Source organism: Hymenobacter qilianensis (assembly GCF_014638675.1).
Lineage (GTDB): Bacteria > Bacteroidota > Bacteroidia > Cytophagales > Hymenobacteraceae > Hymenobacter > Hymenobacter qilianensis.
In genome coordinates this window covers 769425-786976 of sequence record NZ_BMFN01000001.1, presented here as the reverse complement: position 1 = coordinate 786976, position 17552 = coordinate 769425, and the positions used below count along the sequence as shown (strand labels likewise).

Annotated in this window: 15 protein-coding genes; 8 read left to right on the top strand and 7 right to left on the bottom strand. The window is 56.8% G+C overall.

Going from position 1 to position 17552, the window contains the following annotated elements:
• Positions 1-2: 2 nt before the first annotated feature.
• A complete protein-coding gene (locus IEW06_RS03270) occupies positions 3-440 on the bottom strand; it encodes an META domain-containing protein (RefSeq protein WP_187733919.1) in 438 nt (145 codons plus the stop codon).
• A 272-nt stretch (positions 441-712) separates the two neighbouring features.
• Here IEW06_RS03270 and IEW06_RS03265 point away from each other — a divergent pair, with 272 nt between their 5' ends.
• Both IEW06_RS03265 and IEW06_RS03260 read left to right on the top strand, forming a co-directional pair.
• Positions 713-3619: a TolB-like translocation protein gene (locus tag IEW06_RS03265; protein WP_229743029.1), complete on the top strand. Its 2907-nt coding sequence runs from the start codon at positions 713-715 to the stop codon at positions 3617-3619.
• A gap of 170 nt (positions 3620-3789) precedes the next feature.
• Positions 3790-4191 carry a hypothetical protein gene (locus tag IEW06_RS03260; protein WP_187733920.1) on the top strand — a complete coding sequence of 134 codons (402 nt, stop codon included), beginning with the start codon at positions 3790-3792 and terminating at the stop codon, positions 4189-4191.
• 87 nt (positions 4192-4278) lie between these two features.
• On the opposite strand, the gene IEW06_RS03255 is transcribed toward IEW06_RS03260, so the two are convergent.
• Complete coding sequence (locus IEW06_RS03255) at positions 4279-4689, bottom strand: hypothetical protein (protein WP_187733921.1); 411 nt, start codon at positions 4687-4689, stop codon at positions 4279-4281.
• A 619-nt stretch (positions 4690-5308) separates the two neighbouring features.
• On the opposite strand from IEW06_RS03255, the gene IEW06_RS03250 reads away from it, so the two are divergent.
• Positions 5309-7822, top strand: coding sequence for a TonB-dependent receptor plug domain-containing protein (locus IEW06_RS03250; protein ID WP_188547428.1), 2514 nt, complete (start codon positions 5309-5311; stop codon positions 7820-7822).
• A gap of 52 nt (positions 7823-7874) precedes the next feature.
• Here IEW06_RS03250 and IEW06_RS03245 read toward each other — a convergent pair whose 3' ends face one another.
• The gene (locus IEW06_RS03245; protein WP_188547426.1) at positions 7875-8387 is read right to left on the bottom strand and encodes a hypothetical protein; all 513 of its coding nucleotides are present in this window, start codon (positions 8385-8387) and stop codon (positions 7875-7877) included.
• A gap of 181 nt (positions 8388-8568) precedes the next feature.
• Here IEW06_RS03245 and IEW06_RS03240 point away from each other — a divergent pair, with 181 nt between their 5' ends.
• A complete protein-coding gene (locus IEW06_RS03240) occupies positions 8569-9159 on the top strand; it encodes a DsbA family oxidoreductase (RefSeq protein WP_187733926.1) in 591 nt (196 codons plus the stop codon).
• Between the two features lie 107 nt (positions 9160-9266).
• Entirely contained in the window at positions 9267-9962 is a 696-nt protein-coding gene (locus IEW06_RS03235; RefSeq protein WP_187733927.1) for a DsbA family oxidoreductase, read from the top strand.
• A gap of 257 nt (positions 9963-10219) precedes the next feature.
• Here the strand turns inward: IEW06_RS03235 and IEW06_RS03230 are convergent, their stop codons facing one another.
• Both IEW06_RS03230 and IEW06_RS03225 read right to left on the bottom strand, forming a co-directional pair.
• Complete coding sequence (locus IEW06_RS03230; RefSeq protein WP_187733928.1) at positions 10220-10648, bottom strand: DoxX family protein; 429 nt, start codon at positions 10646-10648, stop codon at positions 10220-10222.
• 146 nt (positions 10649-10794) lie between these two features.
• Positions 10795-11220, bottom strand: a complete 426-nt coding sequence (locus IEW06_RS03225) for a VOC family protein (RefSeq protein ID WP_188547424.1) — start codon at positions 11218-11220, stop codon at positions 10795-10797.
• 199 nt (positions 11221-11419) lie between these two features.
• Between IEW06_RS03225 and IEW06_RS03220 the strand changes: the two genes are divergently transcribed.
• Positions 11420-12403 (top strand): GlxA family transcriptional regulator, encoded by a 984-nt coding sequence (locus tag IEW06_RS03220; protein WP_187733929.1) that lies wholly within the window; start codon positions 11420-11422, stop codon positions 12401-12403.
• A gap of 18 nt (positions 12404-12421) precedes the next feature.
• Here the strand turns inward: IEW06_RS03220 and IEW06_RS03215 are convergent, their stop codons facing one another.
• Positions 12422-12970: a GNAT family N-acetyltransferase gene (locus IEW06_RS03215; RefSeq protein WP_187733930.1), complete on the bottom strand. Its 549-nt coding sequence runs from the start codon at positions 12968-12970 to the stop codon at positions 12422-12424.
• Between the two features lie 845 nt (positions 12971-13815).
• Here IEW06_RS03215 and IEW06_RS03210 point away from each other — a divergent pair.
• A complete protein-coding gene (locus IEW06_RS03210) occupies positions 13816-15213 on the top strand; it encodes an FAD-binding oxidoreductase (RefSeq protein ID WP_187733931.1) in 1398 nt (465 codons plus the stop codon).
• 41 nt (positions 15214-15254) lie between these two features.
• Here IEW06_RS03210 and IEW06_RS03205 read toward each other — a convergent pair whose 3' ends face one another.
• Positions 15255-15686 carry a hypothetical protein gene (locus IEW06_RS03205; RefSeq protein WP_187733932.1) on the bottom strand — a complete coding sequence of 144 codons (432 nt, stop codon included), beginning with the start codon at positions 15684-15686 and terminating at the stop codon, positions 15255-15257.
• A 222-nt stretch (positions 15687-15908) separates the two neighbouring features.
• On the opposite strand from IEW06_RS03205, the gene IEW06_RS03200 reads away from it, so the two are divergent.
• On the top strand, positions 15909-17543 hold the full coding sequence (locus IEW06_RS03200; protein ID WP_187733933.1) for an amidohydrolase: 1635 nt from the start codon (positions 15909-15911) through the stop codon (positions 17541-17543).
• The last annotated feature ends 9 nt before the right edge of the window (positions 17544-17552 follow it).

The following is a 17552-nucleotide window of genomic DNA, read 5'->3' as shown; positions in this document are numbered from 1 at the left end:
GACTATAAGGCGCTAGTCGCGGCTCTGAAGGTAGCTAGCGGTGTGGCCTGATAGGCCGCATATAAGTGTAGCGTGTTGCCGCTGATTTCGAAACGTGTTGTTTGCTCCAGTGCGCTCAAATAGCGCATCTCTACCTCTATTGCTTGGTTGCTGCACCGCATCATGGTGCTGATAACGTGCGGAATAGTTTGTAAACGGATGCTTATCGAAGGCTTAAATGCCGCTCCATGAAGGTGCTCTTTCCCTTTAGCAGTTGTGCCTGGCAGAACTAACTCAGGACGCGTTGCTGGTTGAAGGTCAGGCAGCGACTTGCCATCTAGGGTGCTGAGCACCCAGCGGGTAGGAGGCTGCTGCGTGCCAGGTAGCTGATTACTAGTAGTGTAGCCGCCAAATCCTAGCCCTGCAACAACACACGCACAGGAGAAGAAGCGAATTAGCATAAGCACTGTTTACTTGTCATTTGAGTTCAGCAGCAGGAGTCTTAAAACCCACTACCTGGTTGCATAAGGCAGACGAGACGAAGGTGTGTTTTTCGTAAGTGCGTTACGTTAAGTTGCTTATATAGGAATAAATGTTTGCCGGGGCGAGCTTTATTGGCTGCAATCAGCCTTTTAGAGTAGGGAAATAAATGCTGTAGGCAGGATAACTTCCGGGCACGATGGACGCTTGCTTTCCGGTTACTGCTGAAGTTTATTGCAGTAGTCAAATCTCTATGATGCTGAAACAATTTCTGGCGGCGGCTCTTCTCCTGCTAACGACCTGCCTCGCGCCGGTGCAAGCCCAAATCTTGCCACTGCTGGACCAGAATCCGTCGTCTTTGCGCTGGTATCAGGTGCGCACTCCGCATTTTCAGGTGTTATATCCGGCGGGCTTTGCGGCTCAGGCCCAACTCACGGCTCAGCGGCTGGAACAGGTGTACAAGCCGGTAAGTGCGTCGCTGGAGCGCGAGCCCCGGCCCCTGACGGTTATTCTACAAACCCAGACTACGATTGGGAATGGCTTTGCCACGGTGCTGCCCCGGCGCTCCGAGTTTTATACCACGCCCCCGCAGGACCCGTTTCTGACCGGTACTCTCGACTGGCTCGATCAGCTGGCCATTCACGAGTTTCGGCACATTGTGCAGTACGACAAGGGGTTGCAGGGTATTACCAAGGTCGCTTACTCATTATTCGGCAACGGGGCGCTGAGCACCGCGACTATCGGTATGCCCGACTGGTTTTTTGAGGGCGATGCCGTGGGCACCGAAACCCTGCTGACGCGCAGTGGGCGGGGCCGCATTCCCAATTTTGATATCAGCCTGCGGGCTAATCTGCTGGCTGGGCGGCGCTTCAGCTACAGCAAGGCCGTGGGGGGCTCTTATCGGGATAATGTGCCTAATCATTATGTGCTGGGTTATTTTCTAACTACCAACCTCAAGCGTACCATTGGTCCTGCCGCCTGGAGCCAGGTGCTCAACCGTTATTATCGTTTTCCCATCTACCCGTTTTCCTTTTCCAACAGCCTACGCCGTACGGCGGGGGTGCGGGTAGAAGATCTGTATGCCCGTACCATGAGTGAGGTCGACTCTATGTGGCGGGCGCAGCAGCAGGGCTTGCAGCTCACAGCCGCTACTACTTTTTCCGTGGCTGCTGATCCCAAGATCTTTACGCAATACCGATACCCACAATACGTGACCGACAGCACAGTGCTGGCGGTGAAAACCGGCCTCGGCGATATTTCTCAGCTGGTGCTGCTGGATAAGCAGGGACGGGAAAAAAAGGTGTTTGTACAGGGCTTGGTGAACAACCCCGAAATGCTGTCGGTGGGTGGGGGGCGGGCCTGCTGGCTGGAGTTTCGTTACGATGCGCGCTGGGGACAGCGGGTTTACTCTGAAATAAGAGTGCTCGATCTGGCTTCCGGTGAGCTAACGCACCTTACCCGGCGCAGCCGCTACACTACCGCCGCTCTTTCCGGTGATGGCCAGCGCTTAGTGGCCGTGCGCAGCGACTCAGCCTACCAAAACCGTTTGGTGGTGCTCGATGCCCGGTCCGGTCAGGAGCAGCGCGTACTACCGAACCCCGACAACTACTTGTACATCCAGCCCCGCTGGCTGCCTGACCAGCGCACCGTAGCAGCCGTGTTGCTGAAGCCGGGGGGCAAAACGCTGGCGCTTATCGATACTGAAACCGGCCAGACCCGCGAGCTACTGCCCGTAGCCAACAACAACCTGAGCCATCCGCAGCCGGGGGGCAATTTTGTGTTCTACAACTCACCGCAGTCGGGCATCGACAATGTGTATGCCGTGGAAATCAGCACGGGTCAGGTGAAGCAGGTGACCTCGCGGCCGTTGGGCGCGTATCATGCCGCCATTTCCCCCGATGGGCAGCGCTTGGCTTTTCATGACTTTCGAGTGGAAGGCGCCCGCGTGGCCGAGATGCCGCTGGAGCCCGCGCGCTGGACGACGGCAGCGGCAGCGCCCGTCACGCCGCCCGCTTACACCGATCCTTTGCTCACGCAGGAGCCCGGTTTGGGCACCATCGGCGCCGTGGTGCCCGACTCGGGAACGGTGCTGCCGAGCTTAGCGGTAAGTCGCTATAATCGATTCAATCATCTGTTCAATGTGTTTAGCTGGGGGCTGGTGCAGTCGCCGGATGGGCAAGGCGTGAAATTAGGCGTCCGCTCCCAGGATTTGCTGAGCACCACGGTGGCCGTGGCCGGCGTGGGCTTCGACCAAACCGAACGCACGGGCAACGTCTTCGCTGACCTCAGCTACCAGGGTTTTTTGCCGGTGCTCGACCTCAGCGTGCAGCATGGCAGCCGCCGCACTACCGGATTTGTAGATAGGGGCGCCCCCCTCGATAGCGCCAGCACCGACCGCTGGCGCTATACCCAGTTTACTACTGGCGTGCGCCTGCCGCTCAATTTTACGCGCTCCAAATACCTGGAGGGCCTGACCCTGGGTGCCCACTACAGTCAGCAGCAAGTGCGCGACTACGACCTAAGGTCCCGGCGCCTGTCGGAAGTTGGTTTCGGGGGCTCCCTGCACATCGTGCAGTACAGTCTGAGCTATTATCATCAGCTTCTGCAAAGCCGCCGCGATGTAGGTCCGCGCTGGGGCCAGAACCTGAGCGCGGTGTGGCGCACTACGCCTTTTGGGGTCGGCTTGCAGGGGCAGCAGTGGGCAGTGCAAGGCAATCTATACTTTCCGGGGGTGCTCAAGCATCATTCGTTGCGCCTGCGTGGCGGCTATCAGTACCACGATCAATCCCAGTATCAGTTTAGCTCCCTGATAGCGTATCCTCGTGGCCAGTCGTATGTGAGCTTCGATAAATTGCAGACGGGCAGCATAGAGTATCGCCTGCCCGTAGCCGATACGCACTGGACGCTGGGGCGCTGGCTGTACATTCAGCGCATCAAAGCGGGGGGCTTTTTGGACGTAGCCACCGGGCAGCGTCGCCTGGAAACCGACCAAGGACTCCGGAATTTCCGCAGTAACTACACCACGGCTGGCCTCGACGTCACCTTTGTGTTTAATCCTATGCGCCTGCGAACACCCCTTGAAGTGGGCGTTCGGTCTATCTATAATCTGCGCACGGGCCAATGGGAAGTGCAGCCGCTGGTACTCGACATTGGATTCTAGATCCGAAGGCCGTCCAGATTATCACAGCAAGTAGCACTTCCCACCTCCGGATTGTGAAAACAAACCGGGATATGTACAGCTTTTAGCGTTACTTTTCGCCTACCGACCCATCCCAGGTCTTATAAAATATTTTGATACCTGGGATTATCTGCCCTATTGCGTTCCTGGCCATGGCCCTTCGTGTACTGTTTGAAAGTGAGTATGTTACTGTTTCCTATGACTACTCGAACGAGTGGCTATATGTAGATTGGAAAAAAGACCAGGACCTGCACTCGGTGCAAACAGGCTGTGAGCGTATGCTCGAATGCTTGCAGCAGGAGAAATGTCATAAAGTGCTCAACGACAACCGCCAGGTGGAATCGATGTGGTCGGATGCGTCGGAATGGGTTGGTAAAGTTTGGTTACCAGCCATGGCTGAGGCCGGCTTACAGTACTTTGCCTGGGTGTATTCGCCCAACCTTTATAGCCGCCTGTCTACCGATCTGACGTTACAACATGCGCCAGCAGTAGGTCCCATTGCATTCACCTTCGATAACATTGATACGGCCAGCGCTTGGCTGCGGCAGATGTAGGCTTGGGAGGATTTCTAAAGTTAACAGCCTAAAAAAACGCCGAAAGCTGCTTTCCGGCGTTCTTTTAGGCTTGTAATGAAGTAAGCTTTAGTTAGTGGTGCCGCCAGCGCCGCCGGTTTTGCTGGCGGGCAGGGGAGCCTTCTTAATAGGCTGCTTGCTGTTTTTGTCCACCATTTCCTGGTTAGTAGAACCTGTGGGCTTGGTGGTGCCCGAAGCAGCGGGACGAGACTCCTTCAATATGCGCCGGCTCGACTCCGACATGGTACCGGTGGGGCTGGTACGATCTTCGGGCTTCAGAGTGCTGTTCTGAGTCTTTTTGCTCTGCTGACTTTGGGCCTTCGTTGGCGATGCTTTTTTGGGCGGATAAGATTTGGCGGGCGAGGTATTGGCAGTGCTCGTTTCGGGGCGGGTGGAGGAGCTACCCGACGTGCTGCCCTGAGCGGCGGCCGTGGAAAGGCCCGCCGCGAGGGCCACGATGCATGCAAAAACAGTTTTCATAGAAACGTAAAAAGAGTGGGAAGTATTTACGCATAAGCTCAACACTATATGCATACAATCAATCTCTTACGCTTATAAAAGACTTGTGTTCGGCTGAAAAATACGGAGTTGGCAGCAATAGCTGAGCTTACTCTGGACCTGGGCAGCTAGCAAATAAGGCAGCGCTCGACGAAGCCAAACTTGTGTGCTACCCGCCAAAAGGCACGCTTTTTTGCGGAGAAATCGAGAAGAAAACGACGGGTTTGGAAGCTAAAAAGCCCCCCAGACCAGCTTTTTGTAAGGGTGACGTGCCCGCTACCCCCGCAGCTACGGGGCGTTATGGCAAGGCGCTGGCAGCGGCAGACTACTACTTGCGGCAGTAGTACCACCCGCGGGCCAATCGACCCAGATTTCGTGGCATTAGCATAGGCAACGACGAAAAACACTTCGAAATTTAGTCAATAAACTCATTTTCAAGCATAAACGCAAGCCCGGCCGGAAGCGAATCCGCTGCTTTTGCCCCCAGCCGGGCTGGCCGGGCGAAGCGAAATTATTCCTGTTGAGCAAGACCGGATAATGCCTTAGTATTCCTCTATATTCGAGCTTTATTATCCTTTGTATTCTTTTGTATTATAGATTTATGCTTCGTAGCAAAGCGTTATCAACCAGCATCTTTCTTTGCTTGGCGGTTTTGGTGATTGGTGGCTTTCAGGTAGTTCCAGCCGATGACTTCGTGCGTCAGGCCATTGGTCGCCTCCAGAATTTCTACATCGGGAGCTTCCCCGAAAAAAGCTACATCCACACCGATAAGGCGTTTTATGCCGTGGGCGAAACCATCTGGCTGAAGGCCTATGTGGTAGAAGCCTCGCAGCACCGGCCGGATACCATGAGCCGGGTGCTGTATGTGGATCTGGTTGCCCCCGATCAGCGCGTGGTGGCGCAGCGGGTGCTGCGCCTGACGCAAGGCACGGCCGCCGCCGACTTTGAACTGGCCGACAGTCTGGCCCAGGGTATGTACACGGTGCGCGCCTACACCAACTGGATGCGCAACTTCAGCCCCGACTATTTCTTTTCCAAGCGCCTGCCGGTGTGGCAGACGGCTGCTGTGCCTGCCACCGCAGATGCTGCTCGGCGCGGCGCGAGAACGATAGCCCGCAAAGCGGCTCAGGCTCCTAAGCCCAAAACGGATGTGCAGTTTTTTCCCGAAGGGGGCAATCTGGTGGCGGGGCTGCCTACCGTGGTCGCCTTCAAGGCCACTGACGAATACGGGCGCGGGGTAACCGTGAGCGGGCAAATTACCGACGACCAGGGCCAGGCGGCGGGCACGTTCAAAAGTCTGCACGCGGGCATGGGCACGGTTTTGCTGACGCCCCAGCCGGGCCGGCAGTATAAGGCGGCCGTGGTGTTGCCGGGAGGGGCTCGCGCCGAGTATCCGTTGCCGGCCGTAGCCGCCAGCGGGTTTGTATTGAAGGTTACCCAAACCAAAGAGTTTGTGTATGTGGGCGTGCAGCGCCAGACGGCAGCGGGCAATGCTCCCGCCGAAAATGTGACGCTGCTGGCCCACGTGCGCGGCAACGTAGCGTACGCCGCCAACGGTCAATTGACCGGCAGCGAGGGCTACGCGGCCCGCATTCCCAAAGCCAAGTTCCCAACGGGCGTGGCGCACTTCACGCTGTTCGATGGGCAGGGCGTGGCCCAGGGCGAGCGGTTGGCGTTTATTGATGCTCAGCCCGGCCTGCTGGTGCGCATCACCCCGGATAAAGCCACGTATGCTCCCCGCGAGAAAGTAAACCTGACCGTGGCCGTGACCGATGGCACCGGCCAGCCCGTAGCCACCCAGCTTTCTTTGGCCGTGACAAATGCCTTGGCGACGGGCACAAATGAGGCGCCCCAAACGACCATTCTAACCCATCTGCTTCTCACCTCCGATTTGAAGGGCTACGTGGAAAACCCCGGCTATTATTTTCAGAACAAAACCCCGGCCACCGAACAGGCCCTCGATCATCTGATGCTGACGCAGGGTTGGCGGCGGTTTGTGTGGAAAGAGATTCTGACGGACAAAAAGCCCCCCAGACCTTTTGCTTTGGAGCAAACTCTGAGTGTAGGTGGTCAGGTGGTGCGCCCCAATGAAAAAGCCGCCGGCGTAAGCCAGCTCACCATTTTCCAGGCGGGCGCTAAAGCAGGAATGACCATTGCCAACACTGATACCGACGGCAGTTTTGTAATCGGAGGCTTTCAGGGCAAAGACACGGCCCGCGTGGTGGTGCAGGCCCGGAAGGAGAAGGGCGGCAGCAACCTGCTGATCAAGCTGAACCCGCGCTGGCCCGAGGTAACGGCCCTTACCTGGCCTTTGCCCGCCGAGCCGCAGCCGGCCGTTACGGCATATTTGCAGCAAAGCCAGAAGCAACAGAAAGCTGAGCGACAGTATCGGGCTGATACGGCCAAAACCATCATGCTGAAGGGCGTGACGGTGGCCGGCCGCAAGCCCACGCCCCGCCCCGATGCGCGGCGTATTTATGGGCAAGCCGATGTGGTGCTGCGTACCGATGATATTCCGGGCAGCAACTCATTCTTTAGCGTATTGCAGTTGCTGCAAGGTCGGGTGGCTGGGGTTCAGGTATCGGGGTCGGCGCCCAACTTTCAGGTGCAGATACGGGGCGGTACTTCTATTTCCGGATCTAACTCGCCGTTGTTTGTCCTGGATGGCATTCCGGTTGATATCGATGCGGTAAACACGATACCCGTAACGGATGTTGAAACCGTGGAAATATTGAAAGGGCCTTCCGCCGCTATTTATGGCAGCCGGGGTGCGGGAGGCGTCATTGCCATCTTCACCAAGCGCGGCAACTCCAACTACGACTACTCCAAAACGCCCGCGCCGGGCATTGCTACCGCGATGTTGCCGGCCTACTATCAGGCCCGCGAGTTTTATGCTCCGCGCTACGAAACGGCGGCCCGCCCCGCCCAGCCGCGCCCCGACTACCGTAGCACTACGCTCTACTGGGCACCCACGCTGCGCACCGACGCCACTGGCCAGGCGCAGGTATCCTTCTACTGCTCCGACGACGCCAGCACTTTTCGGGTGGTCGTGGAAGGCTTATCGAACGCTGGTACGCCCGGCGTAGGTACGGGCGAGTTTAAAGTAGGTAACTAAAAAAGCCTCCCCAGATAAGTACCGGGGGGGCTTTTTTGGCGAGTAATCAAAGCTACCTGACTACGCGAACGTGGGTGTGGGCAGCAATAGATACTTTCTTCAGCAAGGTAAAATCAGCGGCTGAGGTTGTATCTCGAATGGGGCGGCTGAGTACGTGCAGCGTCGTATCGTTGGCCCGCAGCACGGCTACATCGGTGCCGGTGGTGAGATGGAATGCCCGAAATCCGAGCAGAGTACTATCTGGGAAGCCACGCTCCACCAGGCTGTCCAGTACCGTGGCACGTCCATCGAAAGTGCCCAGCGTCACTTGCTCAATGGGCGCTCCCTGCCGCGTCATCAGTAAAGCGGCCTGCGTAACGGGGCCGGAAGGCTTGGGCGGGGCATATGGGAATATCAGCCCCAAAAACAGTTCATCCGAAACTGCGGACGCTTTGGTTACTGACGGCTGCACAGTGGCGGTTTCCGCTGGCTCGGCTGGCTCCCGCACCGACTTTTGACACGCAACCAGCAAGCCTACGACGAGAACCGCGGTGCATGGTAGCGTTGTTAGAATAACCCGGCTCATTAGAGAGTTGGAAAGATGCGTATATAAAATACGGATTTACAGAGGCTTGTGGCTGTAATCTGGGGTTGTAATAAGTACAGAAGCTGGCGTAAGAATACAAAATCTCGTTAAGCTGATTTTAAAGGCGGTTGACGTAGCAGTAGCAAGCTTTGGTCAGCAGCCCATCGTAAAGCTTCGACGTATGATTTCTATCAAAGTATTCTCCGATTATGTGTGCCCATATTGCCTGCTGAGCGAGCAAGTATTGGCCCGCGCCATAGCCGGCAAAGATGTGAGCGTGGAGTGGATGCCCTTCGAGTTGCGGCCCTACCCCGCGCCCACGCTGCGGCCGGAAGGCGAGTATTTGCAAACCACCTGGGCCCAATCGGTATACCCGATGGCGGCGGCGCTGAACGTGCCCGTGGTGTTGCCCAAGGTGTCGCCTCAACCGCACACGCATTTGGCGTTTGAGGGCTATCAGTTTGCTAAAGAACAGGACCAGGGCGAGGCCTACACACACCGCATGTTTACTGCCTTTTTCCAAGAGGAGCAGGACATCGGCGATGTGGATGTGCTTACTCGTTTGGCCACCGAAGTTGGCTTGGATGCTGAGGCTTTTCGGGCGGCTCTTACAAATCGAACTTACCGCGAACAGCACCAGCGGGCCCTGCGTCAGGCGGCGCAGCTTGGTATCAGCGCTGTGCCCAGCTTTGTGATTGGCAATAAGCTGGTGCGCGGCCTGCCCCGCGAAGAGGATTTGGCCCGCCTGATTGATGCCGAAATGCGCGGCTAGAAGGGCACCGTATAGTTGAGGCAAGTGGTTCAGGGTACCGTAAGTAAACTTTTTACCCCCCAGCGCGCTTATACTCACTTATCTTTTGCTCCCCTTATTCGCTGAATATGAAAGTCGAAATCTGGTCTGATATCATGTGTCCGTTTTGCTACATCGGCAAGCGGAAGTTTGAGGCGGCGCTGGCCGAATTTGCCCCCCACAAGGATGTGCAGGTGCAGTGGCGTAGCTTCGAGCTGGACCCCAATATGAAAACCGTGCCCGGCCAAAGCATCCACGAGCTGCTGGCCGAGCGCAAGGGTATATCGGTGGCGCAGGGCCGCCAGATGAACAACCAAATGGCCCAAACGGCCGAAGAAGTAGGTTTGGAGTTCAACTTTGACAAAACCATTCCCGCCAACACGTTCAACGCTCACCGCCTCATTCACTTAGCCGCCGCCCACGGCCGGCAGGATGCGGCCAAGGAGCGAATCCTGTACGCGTACTTCACCGAAGGCCTGAACGTGGACGACCCCGCCACGCTCACCCAGCTCGCCACCGAGCTGGACTTGCCCGCGGCGGAAGTAGCGCAGCTTTTCGAAACCGACATCTACGCCCAGGATGTGCGCCACGACGAGTATCAGGCCCGCCAGATAGGGGTGCGCGGCGTTCCTTTCTTCGTTTTCGACGATAAGTACGCCGTGTCGGGTGCCCAGCCCAAGGAGGTTTTTCTGGAAGTGCTGGAGAAGGTGTGGGAAGAAAGCAACCCCAAGCCCACGCTCATAGCCGACGGCGCCACATGCGGCCCCGATGGCGTATGTGACTAAACCGCATCGAAAGAAAAACAAGAACGGCCGCCCTATGCAGGGCGGCCGTTCTTGTTTTTGGCTCTAAGATCTTGCTCGAGTAGACTGGAATGGGTGAACGGTTACTAAAAGAACGTCATGCAGAGCGCAAGCGAAGCATCTCGCGTGCTGACGAGAGGTTAGTAATCCCGCATCAGCACGCGAGATGCTTCGCGCTGCGCTGCATGACGGTCTTATGGCACAGGCGTAACTCTCTACAACCAGACTCGACCGTATTCTCAGGCTTCCATCTTTAGCTCAGGCTGCTCGCGAATTATTCGAAGGGTAGAAGAGGACCTGTCATGGCTTCGCAGCAGTTTGTGATGATAGATATACGAACCGCCCAGGATGATAAAGCCAATGGCCATTGGGGCCCACTGACTAGCCGGAACGCCGATGGCAATGTGGGAATACATAGCGCCCGCCAAATCAAAAAAGAAGCCTGCATACGCCCACTCCTTCAGCCGCGCGAAGCCGGGCGTAACCACCGCTAGGGCACCTAAAGCCTTCGCTACGCCCAAGAAAGGCAGCAGGTAAGCCGGGTAGCCCAGAAACTTAAAATACGCCACGCTCTCGGGCGAGCTCATGATGTTCGGAATGGCGGAGGCCGTCATCAGAGCAGCCAGCAGGCCAGTAAAAACCCAGTAAATGATCTTCGTCTTTTTCATCGTGGTGCGTAATTTCAGGTTGATGATCTGATGCAGTACAAAGCTGAATGAAGGAGAATAGCAGGTAGCTCTTGACGCTGTTTTCACCGCTTTTTTGGGTGGCGATTTCGCCAGTCATGTTTTCGTGAGGATGAGGAAGCAGCTACTTACTGCTGCGATGGTTCTTTATCGTAGTTCAGTAGCCAATCCATCCCGAACCGGTCGGTGAGCATGCCGAATTTTGCCCCCCAGAAGGTATCATCCAGCGGCATGGTCACGTTGCCGCCTTCCGCCAGCTTTCGAAAGCAGGTTGTGATTTCCTCTTCACTACCACAGTTGAGCGATAGAGAAATGGAGTTGCCACGAGTAACTTTTTGCCCCCCCGCGTCGGAGCCGAACAGAATTATACTTCCATTGGTCAGGCTGGCGTGCAGCACCCCGTTTTGGGCCTCGGCGGGCATGTGCTCAGCGGCCGGCGTGCCGGCCACTTCCTGAATCATCAGCTCGCCGCCCAGGCACTGCTGATAAAAGGTCATGGCTTCACGGCAGTTGCCTTCAAAGGAAAGATAGGGGTTGAGGTAGGGAGCTTTCATACAGGGAGAAGGGAGTGAGATTTGGTGTGAATTGCGAGCGTGAAGGTGTGATGTAAAACTACTAATTTATTTAGCTAAATTGGCGCTGATCTACATCCATTACGCCAACAATATTAGTAAAAAATGCGTCCGGGTAGCGGGTGTAAATGCGACCAAATCAGGGTTTATTGCGACATTAGAGTTGGCCAGCCTTACTACTATGAAGCACATTACTATACTGGTTCCCATGGGAGCCATTTTGGGCAGCATCGAAGGCCCGCGCTTGGTATTTTCGGAGGTAAATGCGCTCCTGCAGCGCATGGGCAAACCCGCCTTGTTCGATATTCAGCTCGCCGGCCTCGCCGACGAAACGCCCGTGTGCGGCGGCATGTACTCGGTGTACACCAAAACGCTGATCCAGGACATTGCCCACACCGATCTGGTGGTCATCCCCGCCATTGACGGCGACATACGGCAGGCCCTGGAAAACAACCGCGCCTTTATTCCCTGGATACTAGCGCACTATAACCGTGGGGCCGAAGTGGCCAGTCTGTGCATGGGGGCCTTTATTCTGGCTTCTACGGGGCTGCTGAGAGGCCGGGAATGCACTACGCACTGGGCCGCGGCCAACGACTTCCGGCATATGTTTCCGGAGGTGAAGCTGGTCGAGGATAAGCTTATCACTGATGAGCACGGCATTTATTCGAGCGGGGGGGCTTTTTCTTACCTCAATCTGGTCTTGTACCTGGTAGAGAAGTATGCTGGCCGCGACATGGCCATCACCTGCGCCAAGGTATTCCAGATTGATATTGAGCGCGTTAGTCAATCGGCATTTATCGTGTTCAATGGGCAGAAGGAGCACGGCGACGAGCCCATCAGAAAAGCCCAGATCTACATCGAGGATAACTACCAGGAAAAAATAACCGTGGACCAGCTAGCGGATATGCTGGCGCTGGGCCGCCGCAACCTGGAGCGGCGGTTCAAGAAAGCGACGGCCAACTCGGTGGCCGAGTACATTCAGCGGGTAAAAATGGAGGCGGCTAAAACCAGCCTAGAGTCGTCGCGCGAAAACGTGAACGAGGTGATGTACCAGGTAGGCTACACCGATCCGAAAGCGTTTCGCTCCACGTTCAAGCGCATCACGGGCTTGTCGCCCAATGAGTACCGCAGCAAATACAACCGGGAAAGAGCAGTAGCTGCCTAAATCATTATAGTAGAGCGCTTACCGAAGCACCGTCACCTGCGACTTATCATACAGCCGCAGCCAGTCGCGGCGCAGAATCGCGTAGAGGTATTCGTCCTCAAACTCGCCCGCATCGTTGCGGCCCGATTCGCGCATGATGCCTTCAAACTGAAAGCCCGCGGTTTTCTCAATCGAGTGTTTGGACGACAGATTCGAGACCCGGCAGCCGGTCGCCACGCGGTTCAGGCCCAGCAACTCGAAGGCCAGATAAAACAAGTGCGGCTTGCTGCGCGGCGTGACGCCCCGCCCGCGCATGTGCTCAAACACATCGGCGCCCGTCGAGCCGGTGCGCTCTTCCCAGCTGTCCACCGTCAGCAGCGTCATACCGGCCAGCTCATCGCCCAGGAAGGAATAAAAGCCGAAGTTCGTCCGCTTGCCTTGCTCGTAGCGCGGCAGATAGTTGCGAAACAGCTCCTCCAGCATTGGGTTTGAGTCGGGAAAGCCCTGAAAATGGCGGTATATATCGGCCAGATTATCCTCGTTGATGAGGTGCAGAGTGATGGAATCGGATTGCAGGGCCTTGAACATAAACGGCTTGTTTTGAGACGACTACAGTTTATACGCTCGATTTTCATAGGAGTAAGCAGCCACTATCCGGAAACAATCCGCGCAAGCTCATCTGGGGGGAAATACCGGCTCCTTTGGTGCAATTAATTGATGGTAAAGTGTTAAATTGTAGTAGCCTGCTTCTAACGTGTACGACCATGGAACCCTACTGGTATATTCCGTGGGGGCAGCCGCAGGCCGACGATTACCCGGCGCGCTCCCCACCAACCACCAAGTGCTCATTCCACCCCTCCGGATACGTATTCCTGCGTCCTGATTGTAGAGTAAAAGCTTGATCTGGAAGAGTTTGTCGGGTCTGGCTATGAGCCTGTCGTCTGTCTTATAGAGTAGCGCGGTTGTTATCCTAAGAGGAATAAGGCGGTCATGCAGAGCATGTGGCGCATCAAGCCAGGGACGAAGCCTCTCGCGTGCTGAGGTTGCCAAACTAACTGTCATGCTGAGCTTGTCGAAGCATCTCTCCCGCTTCGTTGAGAATAGTAACCAGTAGAGATGCTTCGACAAGCTCAGCATGACGTTCTACTTGATTGGTTAGTACTTCTACTAAACACGCGAGATGCTTCGGCTTCGCCTCTGCATGACCGCCTTTTTGCTAATGACATAAGCCCTTAGATGACCACCTTTTCCTGCATCGGGCTGCTTTATAAGCTGAGCAGCTGGTTACAAAAACGCGCCAAACACCACCCGTCAAAAACCTGGGGAAAGCATCTGAAAAAGCCCCCCGGTTGTCTGAAATGATCTTTTGCCCTGGCGCCTGAAGTGCCTGTGGGCGACGATTCGTTATCCCATTCTTTCACAAGTTATACGCCATGCTAACGGAAGAACTCATTGCGGAGCCCCACCTGAATGTGCGGGGCAAGCTGATTCGGCGTCAGGATGCGGACTATGAGCAAGCCCGCAAAGTACATAATGGCATGATCGACAAGTATCCCGATATGATCGTGCAGTGCGTGGATGTGGCCGACGTGATTGCGGCCGTGAATTTTGCTCGCGAAAACGACGTGCTGGTGGCTGTAAGAAGCGGTGGGCACAGCGGAGGCGGCTTTGGCATGTGCGACAAAGGGCTGGTAATTGACCTGAGCCACATGAAAGGCATCCGGGTAGATCCTGTGGAGCGCACTGCGCTGGTAGAGGCCGGCTGCACCCTCGGCGACGTAGACCACGCCACCCACGCCTTCGGGCTGGCCCTGCCCAGCGGTATCGTGTCGACTACCGGGGTGGGGGGCATTACGCTGGGCGGCGGGCTGGGTCACCTCACCCGCCACTGCGGCCTCTCCATCGACAATATGCTCGAAGCCGATGTGGTGCTGGCCGATGGTAGCTTCGTGAAAGCCTCCGCTACGCAGAATCCTGATTTGTTCTGGGGCTTGCGGGGTGGCGGGGGCAATTTCGGCGTCGTTACGTCCTTTCTGTTTCGCCTGCACCCCATCAGTACGGTGTATGGCGGGCCCATGCTGTGGCCCATGAGCGAGGCCCGAGCCGTCATGCAGTGGTACCGCACCTTCATTCAGAAAGCCCCCGACTACATAAATGGGTTCTTCGCGTTTCTTTCGGTGCCGCCCGGCCCGCCGTTTCCCGAGCAGCTGTGGGGCCAGACCATGTGCGGGGTAGTGTGGTGCTACACCGGAGCGCCAGAGCAAGTCGAAAAAACGTTTGAGCCAATTCGCAGCTTCCGCCCGCCGGCGCTGGATTTGGTAGGGCCATTGCCGCTGCCGGCGCTGCAAAGCATGTTCGACGGCTTATATCCGCCCGGCTTGCAATGGTACTGGAAGGCGGATTTTGTGAATGAGCTAAGTGACGAAGCCATCGACATACACCTGAAGTTCGGCCATGAGCTGCCCACTCCGCTTTCCACCATGCACCTCTACCCGATAAATGGTGCCGCCGCCCGCGTGGGTGCCCAGAGTACGGCCTGGAACTACCGCCACTCCACCTGGTCGATGGTCATTGCGGGCGTCGATGCGGACCCCGCCAACCGGCAGCGCATCACAGACTGGGCCAAAGCCTACTGGAATGCCCTGCACCCGTACTCGGCCGGCGGTGCCTACGTCAATTTCATGATGGAAGAAGGCCAGGAGCGCATCAAAGCCACTTACGGCATCAACTACGAGCACCTGGTGACGGTCAAAAACAAATACGACCCTGACAACCTGTTTCGGGTAAATCAGAATATCCGGCCCACGAAAAATGGCCACGTATTCACCTGATCGGGCAGGGGCAAAGCCAGCTTTACCCCAATGAGCTGGACCTAAAAAGCCGCTTGGTCTGACCGACCAGCGGCTTTTGCATTCGTAGGCTCTGGTTGCTGGGTCAGGTTTTGCGGCCTGTCATTCAGGTAGCGCTTTAGGTCGCTGGAGCAGCAAAGAATGCCCAGAGCAGCCAGGTTGAGGGTATTGGTGAGCAAATGCCCCACAATGGGGTCGTCGTTGTCCAGATTATTATACAACACAATGGCGCTGAAGCATAAGCGCAAAATCAGCCAGCCCAGCATAAGGTTGAAGGCATTGCGCCAGCGCTTGAACAGGCCAAGCACCAACACCAGGCTGACGATAATGCTGGTGCTGAAGTTGCCGCTCTCGGCCACAAACCACGACTCTTGCCATCTGGGCAGCAAGTCAGCTACAAGTAGGCATCCGGCCACCAGGTACAAGTGCTGTAAGGCTGTTTTTTTAGAATACATCACGGATAGATATAAGAGTGGCTAATCAGTGAGCTAAGTAAATGACTATCAAGATACAAAAACCTGAAAAAAGCCCCCCAGCAGATCCAGACTATGTAGCTTAAAAGACTTGGGGGGCTTTTTCTGGTTCTTAAATATATGTCATCCAAAATATTTATCTTCCTATTAAGGAAGCAGCAACGCCGCTGCCTCTTATATGACAGCTGCTGGAGGAGCTATCCGATGAAGCACGTTCTGCTGGGAATCTGGTTGGTGTTAGGGCTGGGACTTAGGGCGCAAGGGCAGTCAGCGCGGGCCGATATGGTGCTGCTGAACGGCAAGATCTTCACCGCCGACACGGCGCGGCCATCGGCGGAGGCGCTGGCCATCCGGGGCGAGCGAATCGTGGCCGTGGGCACGGTGGCAGAAATAAGCAAGCTGGCTGGCCCTAAAACCCGCCGCATCGACTTGCAGGGGCGCGTCGTTACGCCGGGCTTCAACGATGCCCACAACCATTTCGACCCTATGCCGGCCGGGTTTCGGCTGGCCTTCACCAGCATGGAGCCCACCTGGGAAGAAACCAGCCAGGCTATCAAAGCCGCTGTTCAGAAGGTGCCCACCGGCACCTGGATTTTTGGCACCGTGGGCTCCAAAGTAGTGCTCGACCCGCAGGTAACCCGCACCGCCCTCGACGCGCTGGCACCCAACCATCCCGTATTGCTCGGCGCTTTCTACGGGCACGGGCACATTGCCAACACCAAGGCGCTGCCCCTACTACAGCTCGATATCGAACAGCCCGACCCGCTGGGGGGCAAATTTGAGCGCATAACAGGCTCGCGCGAGCTTAATGGCCGCATGCACGAGTACGCCGAATGGCGCTCCAACTTGGTGCTGGCCGCACAAGTACCTGATTCTGCGGCCATACGTGCCCTCCGCGCCATGGCAGCTGAAGCCACCAGCTACGGCATTACTACTATACAGCTGTTTTCCACCATGCCCATCGACCGGTTTGTGCGCCTGCTTACCCAGGCCAATCTGCCGGTGCGGGTGCATGCGCGGCCGTTTCCGCTTACCACGCCCCAGGGCCGCGAAACCACAGAGCTGCGCAAGCTGCTCACGCCGCCTCTGCCCAAGTTTGGCCCCCGCGTGCAGGTAAGCGGCCTGAAGTGGGTGCTGGATGGTACGCCCTACGAGCGGGGTGCCGCCCTGCGCACTGCCTACCGCGACCGGCCCAGTTGGAAAGGCGAGCTCAACTTTAAAGAAGACGAAGTAGCCAAGATGGTGCAAGAGGGCCTCGATTGGAAACAACCCATGCTCTTCCATTGCGCCGGCGACCGGGCTGCCGAAGTGGTATTCAATGCCCTCGAAGCTAACGACACCAATGTAAACTGGCCCGCTCGTCGCGTCCGCATAGAGCACGGCGACGGCATCATCGGCGACCTGATACCCCGCGCCAGGCGCCTGGGCGTGGTAGTGGTCCAAAACCCGACTCACTTCTCCGAGCCGGCACTATTCGGGCAGCGCTGGGGCAGCAAGATGCAGCCCTTACGCTCGTTGCTGGCGGCGGGCATACCTGTGGCCCTGGGCTCCGACGGGCCGATGAGCCCCTTCCTAAATATCATGCTGGCCGTCATCAACCCGGCCAACCCGGCGGAGGCCATTACCAGCCAGCAGGCCGTGCAGGCCTACACGGCTGGCTCAGCTTACGCCGAGTTTGCGGAAAAGGACAAAGGCACATTAGCCGTAGGCAAGCTCGCCGATCTGGCCGTGCTGTCGCAGGATATTTTCGCGGTGCCGCCCCCGGAGCTGCCCAAAACCACCAGCCTGCTGACTATGGTGGGGGGCAAAATAGTGCATGATGCCAAGGCGCTGAAGTAGGCTGGGGGG